Source organism: Duffyella gerundensis, from assembly GCF_001517405.1.
GTDB lineage: Bacteria > Pseudomonadota > Gammaproteobacteria > Enterobacterales > Enterobacteriaceae > Duffyella > Duffyella gerundensis.
Genome location: NZ_LN907827.1, coordinates 779,848 through 798,291 on the forward strand (window position 1 = coordinate 779,848; position 18,444 = coordinate 798,291).

Annotated in this window: 13 protein-coding genes; 2 read left to right on the forward strand and 11 right to left on the reverse strand. The window is 56.2% G+C overall.

What is annotated here, in order from left to right:
* Nucleotides 1-11: 11 nt before the first annotated feature.
* Nucleotides 12-2,918 (reverse strand): RNA polymerase-associated protein RapA, encoded by a 2,907-nt coding sequence (gene rapA / locus EM595_RS03500; protein ID WP_067427907.1) that lies wholly within the window; start codon nt 2,916-2,918, stop codon nt 12-14.
* 248 nt (nt 2,919-3,166) lie between these two features.
* The gene (polB, locus tag EM595_RS03505) at nt 3,167-5,527 is read right to left on the reverse strand and encodes a DNA polymerase II (protein WP_067427909.1); all 2,361 of its coding nucleotides are present in this window, start codon (nt 5,525-5,527) and stop codon (nt 3,167-3,169) included.
* 188 nt (nt 5,528-5,715) lie between these two features.
* On the opposite strand from polB, the gene EM595_RS03510 reads away from it, so the two are divergent.
* Nucleotides 5,716-6,480, forward strand: coding sequence for a DedA family protein (locus tag EM595_RS03510; protein WP_067427910.1), 765 nt, complete (start codon nt 5,716-5,718; stop codon nt 6,478-6,480).
* 4 nt (nt 6,481-6,484) lie between these two features.
* Here EM595_RS03510 and thiQ read toward each other — a convergent pair whose 3' ends face one another.
* The 4 genes from thiQ to sgrR all read right to left on the reverse strand — a co-directional run bounded on the left by thiQ (nt 6,485) and on the right by sgrR (nt 11,677).
* Entirely contained in the window at nt 6,485-7,186 is a 702-nt protein-coding gene (gene thiQ, locus EM595_RS03515; protein WP_067427912.1) for a thiamine ABC transporter ATP-binding protein ThiQ, read from the reverse strand.
* Nucleotides 7,170-8,774, reverse strand: coding sequence for a thiamine/thiamine pyrophosphate ABC transporter permease ThiP (thiP, locus tag EM595_RS03520; RefSeq protein WP_067427914.1), 1,605 nt, complete (start codon nt 8,772-8,774; stop codon nt 7,170-7,172). The genes thiQ and thiP overlap by 17 nt, the downstream gene beginning before the upstream one ends.
* A complete protein-coding gene (gene thiB, locus EM595_RS03525) occupies nt 8,750-9,736 on the reverse strand; it encodes a thiamine ABC transporter substrate binding subunit (protein WP_067427924.1) in 987 nt (328 codons plus the stop codon). Before thiB ends, thiP begins: the two co-directional genes overlap by 25 nt.
* A 279-nt stretch (nt 9,737-10,015) precedes the next feature.
* The gene (sgrR, locus tag EM595_RS03530; RefSeq protein ID WP_067427925.1) at nt 10,016-11,677 is read right to left on the reverse strand and encodes an HTH-type transcriptional regulator SgrR; all 1,662 of its coding nucleotides are present in this window, start codon (nt 11,675-11,677) and stop codon (nt 10,016-10,018) included.
* Between the two features lie 234 nt (nt 11,678-11,911).
* Here sgrR and EM595_RS03535 point away from each other — a divergent pair, with 234 nt between their 5' ends.
* Nucleotides 11,912-13,090 (forward strand): sugar efflux transporter, encoded by a 1,179-nt coding sequence (locus tag EM595_RS03535; protein ID WP_067427926.1) that lies wholly within the window; start codon nt 11,912-11,914, stop codon nt 13,088-13,090.
* A gap of 64 nt (nt 13,091-13,154) precedes the next feature.
* Here EM595_RS03535 and leuD read toward each other — a convergent pair whose 3' ends face one another.
* From leuD to leuL, 5 genes are all read right to left on the reverse strand, one after another.
* A complete protein-coding gene (gene leuD, locus EM595_RS03540; protein ID WP_067427931.1) occupies nt 13,155-13,760 on the reverse strand; it encodes a 3-isopropylmalate dehydratase small subunit in 606 nt (201 codons plus the stop codon).
* A 10-nt stretch (nt 13,761-13,770) separates the two neighbouring features.
* Entirely contained in the window at nt 13,771-15,168 is a 1,398-nt protein-coding gene (leuC, locus tag EM595_RS03545; RefSeq protein ID WP_067427932.1) for a 3-isopropylmalate dehydratase large subunit, read from the reverse strand.
* A gap of 4 nt (nt 15,169-15,172) precedes the next feature.
* Entirely contained in the window at nt 15,173-16,264 is a 1,092-nt protein-coding gene (gene leuB, locus EM595_RS03550; protein WP_067427933.1) for a 3-isopropylmalate dehydrogenase, read from the reverse strand.
* A 2-nt stretch (nt 16,265-16,266) separates the two neighbouring features.
* On the reverse strand, nt 16,267-17,832 hold the full coding sequence (gene leuA, locus EM595_RS03555) for a 2-isopropylmalate synthase (protein ID WP_067427935.1): 1,566 nt from the start codon (nt 17,830-17,832) through the stop codon (nt 16,267-16,269).
* 90 nt (nt 17,833-17,922) lie between these two features.
* Nucleotides 17,923-18,006 carry a leu operon leader peptide gene (gene leuL, locus EM595_RS21505; protein WP_157883906.1) on the reverse strand — a complete coding sequence of 28 codons (84 nt, stop codon included), beginning with the start codon at nt 18,004-18,006 and terminating at the stop codon, nt 17,923-17,925.
* Nucleotides 18,007-18,444 lie beyond the last annotated feature (438 nt).

Below are 18,444 nucleotides of genomic sequence, written 5' to 3' on the forward strand. Positions count from 1 at the left end.
GCCCCGAATGGTTATTGGTGCGTAACGACAATAAGACGCAGCGCATCGAGTCGCCAGTTGGCTTCGCTGAGCGCAGAGAGCACCTGCTCGCGGTTGCTTTCCAGCGCCTCAATTTCATCTTCACGGATGTTAGGGTTTACTTTTTTCAGCGCGTTAAGCCGCGACAGTTCAGCGCTTAGCTTCTCATCGGCTTCCTGACTCGCCCGGGCAATCAGCGCTCGTGCTTCATCAGCAATGGTTGGCTCCGACAGCTTGATGATTTCGTGCACATCCTGTTGCACGGCATTCACCAGTTTGCTGCCAGTATGACGATTCACCGCGTTGAGCTGGCGGTTAAAGCTCTCAAACTCCACCTTATCGGCGAGGTTAGTACCTTTACGGTCGATCAGCATACGCACCGGCGTCGGCGGCAGGAAACGCGTCAGCTGCAGCCCTTTAGGCGCCTGCGCTTCAACCACATAAATCATCTCAACCAGCAGAGTACCCACCGGCAACGCTTTGTTTTTCAGCAGGGAGAGCGCACAGCTGCCGGTATCACCAGACAACACCAGATCCAGCCCGTTACGGATGATTGGATGTTCCCAGGTAATGAACTGCGTATCTTCCCGCGACAGCGCCTGCTCACGGTTGAAGGTGATGGTGCAGCCTTCTTCTGGCAGACCCGGGAAATCGGGTACCAGCATGTGATCGGACGGCGTCAGCACAATCAGGTTATCGCTGCGATCATCCTGATTGATACCCACGATATCAAACAGATTCAACGCGAAATTCACCAGATCGGTATCATTGTCCTGCGCGGCAATGCTGTCAGCCAGCGCCAGTGCCTGTTCGCCGCCGTTGGAGTTCAGTTCCAGCAGGCGATCGCGTCCCTGTTCCAGCTGTTGACGCATCGCGTCGTGCTGCTCACGACAGCTAACGATGAAGTCATCCAGACCCTGCGGGTTTTCCGGCGCCGCCAGCATCTCAATCAGCTGCGGATAAACGCTGTCATAAATGGCACGGCCAGTTGGGCAAGTGTGCTCAAAGGCATCCAGCCCTTCGTGATACCAGCGCAGCAGCACGGCCTGCGCGGTTTTCTCAAGATAAGGGACAAAAATCTGGATATCATTTGCCTGACCAATACGATCCAGACGGCCAATGCGCTGCTCCAGCAGGTCGGGATTAAACGGCAGATCAAACATCACCAGGCTGCTGGCAAACTGGAAGTTACGGCCTTCTGAACCAATTTCAGAGCAGAGCAGCACCTGCGCGCCGTTCTCTTCCGAGGCGAAGTAAGCCGCCGCGCGGTCGCGTTCAATGATCGACAGGCCTTCATGGAATACCGCGGCACGGATACCCTCGCGCTCACGCAGTACCTGCTCCAGCTGCAGCGCGGTGGCCGCTTTGGCACAGATCACCAGCACTTTTTCATCACGGTGGCTGGTCAGATACCCCATCAACCATTCCACGCGCGGATCGAAGTTCCACCAGGTGCCAGTTTCGCCTTCAAACTCCTGATAAATCTGCTCCGGATAAAGCATGTCGCGTGCGCGCTCATCCACCGTTTTACGGGCGCTCATGATGCCGGAGACCTTGATCGCCGTCTGATACTGCGTCGGCAGCGGCAGCAGAATCGGATGCAGTTCGCGCTTTGGAAAGCCTTTGACGCCATTGCGAGTATTACGGAACAGCACGCGGCTGGTGCCGTGGCGATCCATCAGCATGGCGATCAGCGATTTACGTGCTTCCAGCTTACCTTCACGGTCGCTGTTCGCCACCTGCAGCAGGGCGGTAATATCTTCTTCGCCCATCAGCGCATTCAGACGATCGAGTTCTTCATTGCCGAGCACGTTATCGGCCAGCAGCAGGCTCACCGCATCAGCGATCGGACGGAAGTTTTTCTGCTCTGCTACAAACTGCTCAAAATCGTGGAAGCGGTTGGGATCGAGCAGACGCAGGCGCGCAAAGTGGCTTTCCATGCCGAGCTGTTCCGGCGTGGCGGTCAGCAGCAACACGGCTGGGATCTGCTCGGCCAGCTGTTCAATCACTTGATATTCACGGCTCGGTTCGCCTTCGCTCCACGCCAGATGATGCGCTTCATCGACCACCAGCAGATCCCATTCCGCATCGGCCAACTGCTCAAGACGCTGTTTGTTGCGGCGTACAAAGTCGAGCGAACAGATGATCATCTGCTCGGTATCAAACGGGTTAGCGCTGTCGAGGCGCGCTTCGGCGTAACGGTCGTCGTCAAACAGCGCGAAACGCAGGTTAAAGCGACGCAGCATTTCCACCAGCCACTGATGCTGCAGCGTTTCCGGCACCACGATCAGCACGCGTTCGGCGCGGCCCGCCAGATACTGCTGCTGAATGATCATGCCGGCTTCAATGGTTTTGCCCAAACCCACTTCATCTGCCAGCAGCACGCGCGGTGCGTGGCGACGGCCAACATCGTGTGCGATATGCAGCTGATGCGGAATCAGATTGGTGCGCATGCCACGCAGGCCGCTGGTCGGCAGGCGATACTGCTCGCTGTGATATTTACGGGCGCGAAAACGCAGGGCAAAACGATCCATACGATCGAGCTGGCCGGCAAACAGGCGATCCTGCGGCTTGCTGAACACCAGCTTACTGTCGAGCATCACTTCACGCAGCACGACGCCGGTTTCTGCCGTGTCGAGACGCGTGCCGACATAGCTGACGACCTCATTCTCTTCGAGGACTTCTTCAACTTCCAGCTGCCAGCCTTCATGGCTGGTGACGGTATCACCCGGATTAAACACGACACGGGTCACGGGCGAATCATTTCGGGCATACAGGCGGTTTTCACCGGTTGCGGGGAAGAGCAGGGTCACCATTCGGGCATCCACAGCCACCACGGTTCCCAATCCAAGTTCGCTTTCCGTATCGCTGATCCAGCGTTGACCAAGTTTAAAAGGCATAAATTAGTGGCTCGATTCTCGTCATAAAATGTGTAGGCCGTGGTCCGCATCGTTAGCAGCGGACCACGCTGGCGGTGATTTTTTGTCCATCATGGCGCGCATGGCGCAGTACTGCGGATCTCAATCAGCGGCAGCCTGGCTGCTCACGGGCAATACATTGCCGTCAGGCGGGAAGCCTGGTGAGATGTCAGCGCAGTGAGTTTCAGGAAGGGCGCTATGGTACTGGAAGGCCGTGCTTTCGTCACCTGTCAAAACAGCCCTAACTGACCCGTTATCAGTGTAGCAAAGTCATCGCCGACAAAAGGCAGGATGCCATCGGCAACTGGCTGCAGCTGGCGCGTAACGTAGTGATCGTAATCCAGCGGCGTCGTGCGCACCTCCAGCGGCTCCGGGCCCGATGTCGCCATGACATAGCGAATAGATCCGCCTTTTTGATAACGCAGCGGGCGTCCCAGCTTCTGATTTTGCTCATCCGCAATGCGCGCCGCGCGTACGTGCGGCGGCACGTTTCGTTCATATTCATGCAACGGGCGGCGCAAACGCTTTTTGTAGACCAGCTCCTCATCCAGCTTACCGTCGAGCAGCTGTTGCACGGTTTCAAGAATAAATGCCTGCCAGGGCTGATGAGTAAAAATACGCAGATAGAGCGCTTGCTGAAAGCGTTGCGCCAGCGGCGTCCAGTCGGTGCGTACCGTCTCCAGCCCTTTAAAAACCATGCGCTGTTGCGTGCCTTCGCCGGTTAATCCGGCATAGCGTTTTTTGCTGCCCTGTTCCGCACCGCGGATGGTGGGCATCAGGAAGCGGCTAAAATGGGTTTCATATTCCAGCTCCAGCGCGCTGGTCAGGCCATACTTCTCCTGCAGGTGCTGTTGCCACCAGGCATTCACCTTTTGCACCAGCCGCTGCCCAATGTCATTCGCCTGCTGTTCGCTATGCGCCGTCTTCAGCCAGACAAAAGTGGAGTCGGTATCGCCGTAAATCACATCGTAGCCCTGGGCTTCAATCAGCTGCTGCGTCTGGCGCATGATTTCATGGCCACGCAGGGTAATTGAACTGGCCAGTCGTGGATCGAAAAAGCGGCAGGAAGGCGTACCCAGCACGCCATACAGCGCGTTCATAATGATTTTCAGCGCCTGTGATAGCGGTTGATTGCCCTGTTTTTTTGCCGCTTCGCGTCCCTGACCAATCTGCTCAACAATGGCGGGCAGGCAGTGATGCTGGCGCGAGAAGCGTGCGCCGCGAAACCCCTCTATGGATGACGCATCATCAGGATGCGCGAGGCCTTCCACCAATCCGATCGGATCGATAAGAAAGGTACGAATAATCGACGGATAAAGGCTTTTATAATCAAGCACCAACACGGAATCATACAGGCCGGGACGTGAATCCATTACGTAGCCGCCGGGGCTGGTTTCCGGCGCCACTTCGCCGATACCCGGTGCCACAAAACCGGCGCGGTGCATACGTGGCATATAAAGGTGGGTAAACGACGCTACCGAACCGCCATGCCGATCGGCAGGCAAACCGTTTACGCTGGCACGCTCCAGCAAAAAAGGCATGATTGCGGTTTTATGAAAGATGCGCGTGACCAGCTCGCAATCTTTGAGGTTGTAGCGGGCCAGCGCTGGCTTATCTTCGGCAAAGCGCTGGTTGATTTCATTCATGCGCTGCCACGGATTGTCGATCGCTTTGCCGTCGCCCAGCAATTCGCGCGACACCGACTCCAGGCTAAACGAGGCGAAATTCCAGAAGGCGGACTTCAGGGCCTCAATGCCGTCGATAATCAGTCGGCCGGTGGCCTGGGCAAAAAAAACGCCGGGCTTAAAGCCGTGTTCGCGCCACTCAAGGGCGGTTTGCTGACGGCCAAGACGCAGCGGAATGGCGTAGCGATCGGCATGCTTTTGCAGCACGCGCAGATCGAACTGGATCACATTCCAGCCGATGAGCACATCAGGATCGTGCTCGGCAAACCAGTGATTGAGCTTTTCCAGCAGCTGCGGCCGCGTGGCGACATACTCCAGTTTGAAATCGAGCGTGCTGGCATCGCCATTCTCCGGGCCGAGCATATACACCGTGCGCTGGCCGCAGCCCTCCAGTCCGATGCAGTAGAGATCGCCGTGCTGATTGGTTTCGATATCCAGCGACACCCATTTCAGCGGCGGACGATAGCTGGCGCAGGGCTTCACGCGTGCGTCAGTCAGCGTATCGCGGCCCGGCGTACCGTCAAACCAGACCGGCGCGGTGATAAAACGCTCCATCAGAAAGCGTTCCGGCGGTTTGATATCCGCTTCGTAAACTGTAACTCCCTGTTCACGCAGCAGTTTTTCCAGCCGCTGCAGCTGGCGATATTGCGTGCAGTACAAACCCATAACCGGCTGCTGGCGGAAGTCTTTCAGCGTGAGCGGTGCCAGACGCCACTGCCGTTCGTTGTGCAGCAGCGCTTCTACCTGTGACTGAAAACGCTGCGGAATAAAGGCGACAGACTCCTGCAGCGGCAGCACCAGCCGTTGTGGGCCCGCATCGGTAGCCAGCCAGAGCACGATCTCGGTGCCTGACGCGGTATCACGCCAGTGACGGGTAAGAACAAAACCTGCACGTGACTGATTCACATGTCGCCCTTTTCTGAAATTAACGCGCTATTTTAGCATGTTTATTTATACAGTTCCGCAGCGGGCGGCGGCTATTTTCTGCACCGCGCGGCCGCTGCACCTCTGTCAACAATCGCATACAAAACATCCCTTGACGCTATGACGCGCGCTCTGGACAATCCCTGCTCTTGCAAGTAACTGGGAACATTATGGAAGCCTGGCTGGAACAACTGATGGCGCAGTCGATGGGCTGGGCGCTGGTCACGATCGGATTAGTGGCTTTTTTTGAGTCACTGGCGCTGGTCGGCCTTATTCTGCCGGGAACGGTGCTGATGGCGTCGCTGGGCGCACTGATTGGCGGCGGTCACATTAATCTCTATTCTGCCTGGGCTGCCGGTACCGCAGGCTGCTTTCTGGGCGACTGGATCTCCTACTACATCGGCTGGAAGTTCAAGGGGCCGCTGCACCGCTGGCGGTTCCTGAAAAAGCATCAGCGAATGCTGGATAAAACTGAGCATGCGCTGCATGAACACAGCATGTTTACCATTCTGGTAGGGCGTTTTGTCGGGCCGACGCGGCCGCTGATCCCGATGGTGGCAGGCATGCTGGAACTGCCGGTGAGAAAATTCGCGCCGCCAAACATTGTCGGCTGCCTGCTCTGGCCTCCGCTCTATTTTCTGCCGGGTATTTTGGCCGGTGTGGCGGTGGATGTGCCGAAAGATGCGCAAAGCGGGCTGTTTAAATGGCTGCTGCTGGGTGTGGCACTGCTGATCTGGCTGGCCGTCTGGCTCTGCTGGCGTTGGTGGCGCGGCGATAAAAAGCGCGACTGGGCCAGCGCCTGGTTACCGGCCGCACGTTTGCGCTGGCTGGCGCCGTTAATGATGCTGGCGGCCATCGCCAGTTTCGTGGCGATTCAGTTTCATCCGATGATGCCGATTTTCCGCGATCTGTTATGGAAAGTGTTTATCGGCTAGCAGGTTACCGCCGCGGAATGCCTAATACCGCGGCGGCATCCACTTCACCGCTCAGCAACTGGGCGGTGGCACCTTCCCAGTAAATCTCGCCTTCCACCACCAGCACGCTGCGCGGCGCAATGTGTGCGGCATCTTCAATGCTGTGCGACACCATCAGCAGCGTAATGTTGCGTTCAATACAGACCATTTCCACCAGCTGCAGCATCTCTTTACGCAGGGCGGGATCAAGCGCTGAAAAAGGCTCGTCCAGCAGCAGCACCGGCTGCTGACGCACCAGACAGCGGGCCAGCGCCACGCGCTGACGCTGGCCGCCGGAAAGCTGCTCTGGCAACCGATCCATCAACTCGCTCAGGCCGACACGCCGGGCAATATCGTTGCGTGCCTGCTGCTGCGCGGCATCGAGCTTCAGGCCGGGATGCAGGCCGAGTCCAATGTTTTGCGCCACGGTAAGATGTGGAAAAAGATTGTGCTCCTGAAACAGCATCGAAACCGGACGCTGCGCCGGCGCGCTGAACGTATGGTGCTGATGGGCAATCATTAACTCGCCGCTGGAAACCGGCAAAAAACCGGCAATCAAACTCAGCAGCGTGCTTTTTCCGGCACCGCTCGGCCCGAGCACCGCGACCCGCTCGCCCGCCTGCAGGCTGAGGGAAAAGCGCATCGGCAGATGGTTATACAGATAGGTCAGATCAGTCAGTGTCAGCATGGCGTCCAGGCAATCGTTCAATCAGGCTAAACAGGGCAAAACAGAGCAGCAGCAGCAACAGGGCGGTGAAGGCACCATCCTGTCCGCGATAGGCGCCAATCTGCTGATAAAGGTAGAAGGGCAGCGTACGGAAATCGGCATTGCCAAACAGCGCCACTACGCCGAAATCGCCAATTGACAGCACGCAGGCAAAAGCCAGCGCCTGCGCCAGCGGACGTTTTAACGCGCGTAGCTCTACCCAGCGCAGCCGATTCCAGCCGCGCATGCCAAGGGAAAGACAGAGTCGGTTATAGCGTTCGGCCGTATCGCGCATCGGATTTTCCAGCACCTTCATGGCATAAGGAATCGCCATCAATGCATTGGTAAAAATCACGATGCCGTCCGCCTGCTGGGGCAAGCCAATGGTGGTGTTGAGCAGCAGGAAAAAACCGGTAGCCAACACGATGCCCGGCATGGCGAGAATCAGCATGCCGCTGAGCTCCAGCGCCTGTCCGGCCAGCAGCTGCTGACGCAGGCGCAGCTCGCGGCTGCTCCACAGCAGCATCATGCTCAATACCACCGTCAGCACGCCCGCGGCAACCGCGATGCGCAGCGAGGTCAGGGTAGCCTGCCACAGCGCCGCTTCCGGCAACACGCCTTGCAGCACGCGGTGTGTGCCATCAGCAATCACCGCCAGCAACGGCGGTAGCAGCAACACCAGTGCGAGCGTAATCAGCACCGTATCCGCCAGCCGGGCGGGCCAGCTGTCATGCGGATCGCGCCAGCCATTTAGCTGCCGTGTGCCTGAGGGGATGACTTTGCTCAGTCGCTGACTGAGCATCACTAATCCCAGACAACAGAACATCTGAATCAGCGACAGCAGCGCCGCTTTACCTGGATCGTAGTCGTAGCTGAGCGCCTGAAAAATCGCCAACTCAATGGTGGTCGCGCGTGGTCCACCACCCAGCGACAATACGGTGGCAAAACTGGCAAAGCAGAGCATGAAAATCAGCGCGGCGGTAGGAAACAGCGCGCGACGCAGCCAGGGCCACTCCAGCAGATAAAAATGATTCCAGCCGCGCATGCCGAGCTGTGCCGCCAACTGGCGCTGTTCACCGGGAATCTGCTCAAGCGCCTGCAACAGCAGCCGGGTCGCCAGCGGCAAATTAAAGAAAACGTGCGCCAGCAGGATGCCGGTCAGGCCGTAAGGCGAAAAGGTGTAATTCATGCCCAGCCAGTGGCAGATCGTCGCCAGCCAGCCTGCGCGGCCATACACGCTGAGAATGCCAAACACCGCCACCAGCACCGGCAGAACCAACGTCATTGCGCATAATCGCAGCAGCAGCAGACGGCCAGGAAAGCGCCGTCGCCACAGCGCTCTTGCCAGAAAAATCGCGGGCAGGACGGAGAACAGCGCCGACAATGAAGCCTGCCAGAAAGAGAACAGCAGCACATGTTGCAGGTAGTCATCGTTGAGCAGCGCCCGCCAGTCGATAGCGGGCGCGCTATACCATAACGCACCAAAGGCGAGCAGGGCGACCGCCAGCAGAAGCGCCGCCGCACTGCCGCCCGGCAGCAGCCAGCTTAGCGACTGACGGCGCGTTGCCATTCGGCTATCCATTGCGCACGGTGATCGGCGACCTCTTTCGCCGAGTAGCTCAGCGCCGTTTTCGGCACGGTTAGCTGTTCAAAGCCCGCCGGCAGCGGGGTTTTATCCACTGGATACATCCAGTTACCGGTGGCAACAGTCTGCTGGAAAGGCGCGCTTACCATAAACTGCAGGAACTGTTTCGCTAGTTCAGGCTGTTTGCTGGCATTAAGGCGCGCGGCCACTTCCACCTGTAAATAGTGGCCTTCGGCAAAGTTAGCCGCGGCGTACTGGGTTTTCTTCTCTTCAATCAGATGATAAGCGGGCGAAGTGGTATAACTCAGTACCAGGTCACCTTCTCCTTTCAGAAACAGACCATAGGCTTCGCTCCAGCCTTTAGTGACCGTGACCGTTTTCTGCGCCAGCTGTTGCCACGCCTGCGGTGTCCGATCGCCAAACACTTTTTGCATCCACAGCAGTAAGCCTAATCCCGGCGTGCTGGTGCGCGGATCTTCATAAATGACCCGCCATTTTTGATCGCTCTCCACCAGCTCTTTCAGGCTGGCAGGCGGGTTTTTCAGGCGCGTTTTGTCATACACGAAGGCGAAGTAGCCGTAATCAAAAGGCACGAACGTACTGTCGTGCCAGCCACCCGGTACGGTGAGTGCCGAGCTGTCGACATCGCTTTTGGCAAACAATCCGGTTTGCTGAGCCGCCTGTAGCAGATTGTTATCCAGCCCCAGCACCACATCGGCTTTGCTGTTTTTACCTTCCATACGCAGACGATTCAGCAACGAAACGCCATCTTCCAGCGCCACAAATTTAAGCTCGCAGCCGCATTGCGCTTCAAATGCCTTTTTTACCGCCGGGCCGGGGCCCCATTCAGAGGCGAAAGAGTCGTAGGTATATACGGTGAGAACGGGGGACGCGGCCAGCGCCGGCGTGGATAACAGCAGCAGGACAGGTAAGACTTTTTTTAACACTTTGCGCTCCTGGGAAGGATAATTTATGAGTCGCAAAGGATCTGAGGGACGCTCACTCTCAAATCCCTACGCCGGGGTTAACCGGATCAGGTTCGACGGGTCTTTCTCAGCGACTTTATACTTGCTGCGCAGGCGTTGATCCTGTACCGGGCAGTGCTCAAAATCCTCACGTACTGATGTACGCTGCGGTTTCTGCGCGCTGTCCGGCGGTATCAGCAAAGTGGTCGCACCCCGTTGAGAACGGCTTATTCTAGACAGAATACCCGGGTTACGAAAGGGTTAGAGGTCCGGCGGTGCAAACCAGGCCGATTTGAAATCGAACCAGCCCAGCGTGTTCATCCGTACACCGCGCATGCTGCGTTCGCCTTCCAGTAGCAGCCAGTGATGAAACAGCGGATGTAACGAATAATCGGCTACGCGCTGTCGACACCATTCTGCCAGCGGCAGCTGCTGCGATCGCCAGCGCGCAGCGTCGGCGTCCCAGTCGATATCAATGCAGTGATGCAGTAACGGAATCTCATAAAGCAGCGCGAACAGCGAATATTCAAGCGGCAGGGTAAAATTGGCGCTGCCTAACCAGATGTCGCTCTCTGCTTCGCCGCGATACCAGCTTTCATAATCGACCTGCTGCGTGACCAGCTCCACGCCCTCGGCAGCCAGCAAGGGTTGCAGCGTATTCGCGATCGCCTGATGCTCAACGTGATCTTTGTACCAGGTGAGCACCAGACGAGTGAGCCCGGTGGGTTTAATCACGTTGATGCGTTCCGGCCGATGATGCCAGCGTGGCAAAACGCCCCACGCCGGAAACCAGTAACGCTGATAGCCCGGCTCGGAATGATTGAGCAGCGCAACCGGGTTGCACAGATGACTGAGCCAGCGCCGTATCTCCGGATCACGGCCTGTATCACTGCGTTGATCGAACAGCAAAAAGTAGCATCCCTCTTCCAGACGGCTCTCCCGGGATTTTTCCGCCTGGGTTTCGCCCTCCAGTTTTACCCCGGCATAAACCAGATCGTCGGTAATCTCAGGCAGGACCCAGATCGCGACCTCGTCGATCAGCGCACGATAGCCAAAATAGTCGTCAAAAGCCTGAATTTTCAGCTGCGTGGCTTGATTATCCACCACCGCGTAAGGCCCGGTGCCGATCGGCTGGCGAGCAAAATTGGGCAGCGTTGGCCACTCTTCCGGCAGAATCATGGCACCGATACTGGCGGTCAGGCAGGGCAGCCAGCTGTCGGGCTGGCTAAGATGAATATCCAGCGTCCAGGGCGCCACAGATTCAATCTTTTGCAGGTGAGAATAGAGCGGCTGCGTGCTGACACGTTGCAGAGAAATAATCACATCCTGCATGGTCAGTTCACGACCGTGATGAAAGTGGATCGCCGGACGCAGATAGAACCGCCAGTGCAGCGGAGAAATTTGCTGCCAGTGATGGGCAATGTCCGCTTCGATTTCCCCGTTTTCCTCATTTATGCGCGTCAGCCCGCTAAAGATCTGTCTTGCAAGATGGGTTTCCGAGCGGCGGAGCGGGGCGCCAGGCAGCAGATTGAGCAGGGAACGGTAGTAGAGAATGCGCAGGATATGCTTCCCCTGACGAAAGCGTCGGCCCAGATGCGAGGCGATCATCTGTCGCACTCGATCCTTGTCGCCGACCAGTTGCACCAGCTGATCGATGCGATCCTGATCCAGCAGATCTTCCACCCGCTGCTGCTGCAGCGTTAGCCCGGTATAGAGGAAACGCAGCTGTGAACGTTTGCCGCGTCCTGCTTCCGCCTGCCATTCAAGCCAGCCGGCAGCCTGCATGGCATTTAACAGGTTACGCATATGACGACGCGAACAGTTCAGCGCCAGCGCCAGATCGTTCAGGGTGGTGGCCTGCGTTTCTCCCTGACAACATTGCCAGAGCCGGATGAACTGCTGCTGAAGCCGCGACGATGACATAAAAGAGGAACTCCTTGTCAAAACTGCTCTGTTTTTGTTGCCCCATATTACGGGCATACTGTTTATTAATGGAAGAGCGGGAGACCTTTGCCTGGCAAATGGCGCTCAACCATTATTATTCTGAGTAGGGTGCACTTACACCGCCAGCGCGCGTTATGCCTGCTGGCTTTTTTTATTTTGCTGTGCTTTCTTTTACGCTTACCTGCTTGTCTTCTTATCCGTGAAGGATCCCTGATGAAATCCTTGTTAACGCGCCAGCGCCGCATCAATCCGGTCTATGCGGCGTTTATGGCTGTCTCTTTTATGGTGGGAGTTGCCGGTGCGCTACAGGCGCCAACGCTCAGCCTGTTTCTGGCGCGTGAAGTTGATGTGCGTCCTTTCTGGATCGGCCTGTTTTACACCGTTAACGCCGTTGCGGGCATTGCCGTCAGCCTGCTGCTGGCCAAACGATCGGATAACCGCGGCGATCGCCGCATGCTGATTCTGTTTTGCTGCGCCATGGCGCTGATCAACGCCGTGCTGTTCGCTTTTAATCGCGACTACCTGACGCTGATTACGGTCGGCGTGTTTCTCTCGGCGCTGGCCAGCGTGGCGATGCCGCAAATTTTTGCCCTGGCGCGTGAATATGCCGACAGTTCGGCGCGCGAAGTGGTGATGTTCAGTTCAATCATGCGCGCCCAGCTCTCGCTGGCCTGGGTTATTGGCCCACCGTTGTCTTTTGCGCTGGCGCTGCATTACGGCTTTACCACCATGTTTCTGGTGGCCGCCGGGCTGTTTGTCATCTGCCTGCTGCTGATCTGGCTGGCGCTGCCGTCGGTGCCACGGGTCGAGCAATCGCCCGAAGTGGTGCTGACGCAAATCAGCGCCTGGCGCGATAAAGATGTTCGCCTGCTGTTCCTCGCCTCAATGATTATGTGGAGCTGCAATACCATGTATATCATTGATATGCCGCTCTATATTAGCAGCACGCTTGGCCTGCCTGACAATCTTGCGGGCTTACTGATGGGCACCGCCGCCGGACTGGAAATTCCCGCCATGTTGTTGGCGGGCCATTATGTCAAACGCGTGGGCAAACGACGCATGATGCTGATCGCGGTGGCAGCAGGGGTGCTGTTTTATCTCGGTCTGGTGCTGTTTCAGTCGCGTACTATGCTGATGGTGATTCAGATATTTAATGCGATTTTCATCGGTATTATTGCCGGAATTGGCATGCTCTATTTTCAGGATTTAATGCCGGGCAGACCGGGCGCCGCCACCACACTGTTTACTAACAGCATCTCTACCGGCGTTATTCTGGCGGGAATTATTCAAGGCGGGCTGGCAGAAACCTTTGGCCATTACGCGGTGTATTGCGTGGCGCTGGCACTGTCGGTGGTGTCGTTCTGGTTGTCGACACGGGTACGCGATGTGTGATCGCAGGCGATAAAAAAGGCCGGCATGCGCCGGCCTTTTTTATGCGGCTTATCCTCAGCTCAGCTCAGCGCAGGAACGCGGGCTGATTGTGCTCGTAGCTGTCGATGGCAGCGTTATGCTGCAGCGTCAGACCAATGCTGTCGAGGCCGTTGATCATGCAGTGGCGGCGGAAGGCATCAAGATCAAACGCATAGCTCTTATCACCCGCTGTCACCGTTTTCGCTTCCAGATCCACGGTAAAACGAATGCCAGGCTGCGCCTTCACCAGCTGAAACAACGTCTCAACGTCCTCTTCGCTCAGCACCACCGGCAGCAGCTGGTTGTTGAAGCTGTTGCCATAAAAGATGTCGGCAAAGCTCGGCGCAATCACCACGTGAAAACCGAAGTCGGTCAGCGCCCAGGGCGCATGCTCACGTGAGGAGCCACAGCCAAAGTTTTCCCGTGCCAGCAGGATACTGGCGCCTTTGAATTCAGGCTTATTCAGCACAAATTCCGGATTAGGCTGCTGTCCGGCGTCATCAAGAAAGCGCCAGTCGTTGAACAGATGCTGACCGAAACCGGTGCGCGTTACCTTCTGCAAAAACTGCTTGGGAATAATGGCATCGGTATCGACGTTAGCGGCATCCAGCGGGGCGACAATACCGGTGTGTTGCGTAAATTTCTTCGCCATGAGACGTTCCTTAATTCAGTTCGCGAATGTCGGCAAAATGGCCGGTAACAGCTGCTGCGGCGGCCATCGCCGGGCTTACCAGATGCGTTCGGCCGCCACGGCCCTGACGGCCTTCAAAGTTACGGTTGCTGGTAGAGGCACAGCGTTCGCCGGGATTCAGACGATCGTTGTTCATCGCCAGGCACATTGAGCAGCCAGGCAGACGCCATTCAAAACCGGCATCAAGGAAGATCTTATCCAGGCCTTCCTGTTCAGCCTGCGCTTTTACCGGGCCAGAACCGGGCACCACCATTGCGACCACGCCCGCCGCCACTTTACGGCCTTTGGCGATCGCGGCCGCGGCACGTAAATCTTCGATGCGTGAGTTGGTGCACGAACCGATAAACACTTTATCGATAGCAACGTCGGTCAACCGAATGCCTGGCTGCAGATCCATATAGGCCAGCGCTTTCTCAGCGGAGGCGCGCTCAACCGGATCGGCGAAAGAGGCGGGGTTAGGAATCGGCTGGTTTACGGCAATAACCTGACCCGGGTTCGTGCCCCAGGTCACCTGTGGCGCGATATCCGCAGCCTGCAAGGTGACAACGCTGTCGAATTGCGCATCGCTGTCCGATTTCAGCGTGCGCCAGTAGGCTACTGCCTGCTCCCATTTTTCGCCTTTTGGTGCGAACTGACGGCCCTGCAGATACGCAAACGTGGTTTCATCCGGCGCCACCAGGCCCGCTTTGGCACCCATTTCAATCGCCATGTTGCACAGCGTCATGCGGCCTTCCATGCTCAGCGCTTCAATCGCTTCGCCACAGAACTCCACCACGTGACCGGTACCGCCAGCGCTGCCGGTTTTGCCGATGATTGCCAGCACGATATCTTTGGCGGTAATGCCTTCAGCCGCCTGGCCGGTGACTTCGATTTTCATCGTCTTCGCCCGGCCCTGCTTCAGCGTCTGCGTCGCCAGCACATGTTCCACTTCCGAGGTGCCGATACCAAACGCCAGCGAGCCAAACGCGCCGTGCGTGGCGGTGTGTGAATCGCCGCACACAATAGTCATGCCGGGCAGAGTCATGCCTTGCTCAGGACCGATCACATGCACGATGCCCTGAAACGGGTGATTCAGATCATACAACTGCACGCCAAAGTCAGCGCAGTTCTTGATCAGTTCCTGCATCTGAATACGCGCCATCTCGCCCGAAGCGTTGATGTCTTTGGTTTGCGTCGACACGTTGTGATCCATGGTGGCGAACGTTTTCGATGGCTGACGCACCTTGCGGCCATGGGCGCGCAGGCCGTCAAACGCCTGTGGCGAGGTGACTTCGTGCACCAGATGACGATCGATATAGAGCAACGGCGTTTCGTCTGGGGTTTCATGAACGACATGTGCATCAAATAACTTCTGGTATAAGGTTTTCATTATTTTATTTTTCCTCGGCGATAAAGCGAGCAATGATGCTGCCCATCTCATCCGTGCTCACGGCAGGGCCGTCACCGGCCAAATCGCGGGTGCGGTAACCTTGTTCCAGCGCACGATTGATGGCGTGTTCAATCGCATCTGCGGCATCGGCAGCGTCCAGGCTGTAGCGCAACAGCAGCGCCAGCGACAAGATTTGCGCTACCGGGTTAGCAATATTCTGGCCGGCAATGTCTGGTGCCGAACCGCCCGCAGGCTCGTATAAACCAAAACCCTGCTCGTTCAGACTGGCTGATGGCAGCATGCCCATCGAGCCGGTGATCATGGCGCACTCATCAGACAGGATATCGCCAAACAGGTTAGAGCAGAGCAGGACGTCAAACTGCGACGGATCCTTGATTAACTGCATGGTGGCATTGTCGATATACATATGGCTTAACTGCACGTCGGCATACTCTTTCGCAATCTCGTTAACGATTTCACGCCACATCACCGACGTTTGCAGCACGTTGGCTTTGTCAATTGAGGTCACTTTGCTACGGCGTTTACGGGCGGACTCAAACGCGATACGCGCAATGCGCTCAATTTCAAAACGATGGTACACCTCGGTATCGAAAGCGCGCTCGTGCGGACCGGTACCTTCACGGCCTTTGGGCTGGCCAAAGTAGATGCCGCCGGTTAATTCGCGTACGCACAGAATATCGAAGCCTTTGGCGGCGATATCGCTGCGCAGCGGACAAAATGCTTCCAGACCTTTATACAGCGACGCCGGACGCAGATTACTAAACAGCTTAAAGTGCTTACGTAACGGCAGCAGGGCGCCACGCTCCGGTTGTTCTGCCGGTGGCAAATTTTCCCATTTCGGGCCGCCCACGGAACCAAACAGAATGGCGTCGGCCTGTTCACAACCTGCGATGGTGGCGGGTGGCAGCGGCTGGCCGTGACGATCGATGGCGATGCCGCCCACATCATATTCGCTGGTGGTGATGCGCATGCCAAAACGCTGACGAAGGGCATCCAACACTTTGCTGGCCTGCGCCATCACTTCTGGTCCAATGCCGTCTCCCGGTAATACCGCGATATGATAACTTTTTGACATGTTCACACCGTTTCCTTCTGTTCTGAATTAAATTTGCGCTGTAACTCTTGCTCAACCTGCTTCGCCCGCCAGATGTTGTTCAGGGCATTGACCATCGCTTTGGCTGAGGATTCGACAATATCGGTCGCCAGACCGATGCCGTGGAATTTGCGACCATTGTAATTAACGACGATATCCACCTGGCCCAGCGCGTTCTCGCCATGACCTTTGGCGGTCAGCTGATATTTCACCAGTTCGATATCAAACGCAGTAATGCGATTGATCGCCTGGTAGACCGCATCAACCGGACCGTTGCCGGTCGCCGCTTCCGCTTTCACTTCGTCGCCGCAGCCCAGATTTACCGAGGCGGTGGCGTTAATGGTGGAACCTGACTGCACGTTAAAATCGCGCAGCTGGAAATATTCCGGCTCTTCGTTCTGCTTATTAATGAACGCCAGCGCTTCCAGGTCATAATCGAATACCTGGCCCTTTTTATCGGCCAGCTTCAGGAAGGCGTCATACAGAGAATCCAGGCTGTAATCGCTCTCTTTGTAACCCATCTCTTCCATACGGTGCTTCACGGCCGCGCGTCCGGAACGCGAGGTCAGGTTCAGCTGTACCTGGTTCAGACCGATCGACTCAGGCGTCAGGATTTCGTAGTTTTCACGATTTTTCAGCACGCCATCCTGATGAATGCCGGATGAATGCGCAAAGGCGTTGGAACCGACCACGGCTTTATTCGCCGGAATCGGCATGTTGCAGATCTGGCTGACCAGCTGACTGGTGCGGTAAATTTCCTGATGATGAATGCCGGTGTGCACGTTCATGATCTGCTGGCGGGTTTTAATCGCCATGATCACCTCTTCCAGCGCACAGTTACCGGCCCGTTCGCCTAAGCCATTCAGCGTGCCTTCTACCTGGCGGGCACCGGCGATAACCGCGGCCAGTGCATTACCGGTAGCCATACCCAAATCGTCGTGGGTATGCACAGACAAAATCGCTTTATCAATGTTCGGCACGCGATTGCGCAGCTGAGCAATGATATTGGCATATTCGCCTGGCAGGGTGTAGCCCACGGTATCGGGAATATTGATGGTGGTGGCGCCGGCATTGATCGCGGCTTCGACCACCTGACACAGATCGTCAATCGGTGTACGACCACCGTCTTCGCAGGAGAATTCCACGTCGTCGGTATAATTGCGTGAACGCTTGATCATGTGCACCGCACGTTCAATGACTTCCGGCAGGGTGCTGCGTAATTTGGTGGCGATGTGCATTGGCGAGGTGGCGATAAAGGTGTGAATGCGGTAAGCATCCGCCACGCGCAAAGATTCATAAGCCGCATCGATATCCTTTTCAACGCAGCGCGCCAGTGCGCAGACACGGCTGTTTTTGATGGTGCGGGCAATGGTTTGTACCGATTCAAAATCGCCTGGCGAAGAGACCGGGAAACCGACTTCCATCACGTCAACACCCATTCTTTCCAGCGCCAGCGCAATTTGCAGTTTCTCTTTTACACTCAGACTTGCCTGTAAGGCCTGCTCACCATCACGCAGTGTGGTGTCGAAAATGATCACTTGTTGGCTCATCGTATTCATCCTTTAACGTTAGCTTCACCGTGCAACGAGCATAAAAAAACCCGCGCATGGCGCGGGTTTCTTGATTTGTTCAGGCTCGAATCAGTGTTTGATTCCGCCCACAAGCCTACCGCGCAGCAGAGGTGCGTTTAGTAGTAGACCGAGTAGGCGGGTAAAACGAATCATGAATTCAAACCTTAAAAATAGGGTGTGCCTATATTGGTACGGGAATCAGCTTTCGATGTCAACCTTGAATGCAGGGTTAATTTTTTCGATTAAAAAGTAAATTATGCTGGCTCGATCGCAAATAACAGACGATGTTAATTCGTGGAATTGTGGAGCAAGATATTTATCGGGGATATTCTTGCTTCGCAACCGGCGAGAGGCTTTTAAAGTCGTTGAAATTAAACGTTAATTTAATGATGGTTCAGTGATGAAAAAACCGATTTAGATGATTTATGGTCAGAGGTAAATTAGGTTTGAGCGCTGAAAAACAGTGGATCGCACCGCTTTTTTCACCTGCATCAACATGGCCCACTATGCTTAAGGCAGGCCAATTGTTAATAAGACTATTATCAACCTGCAAATAATCGGTGATTCAGCATAACTCTCTTTTTAGCAGCC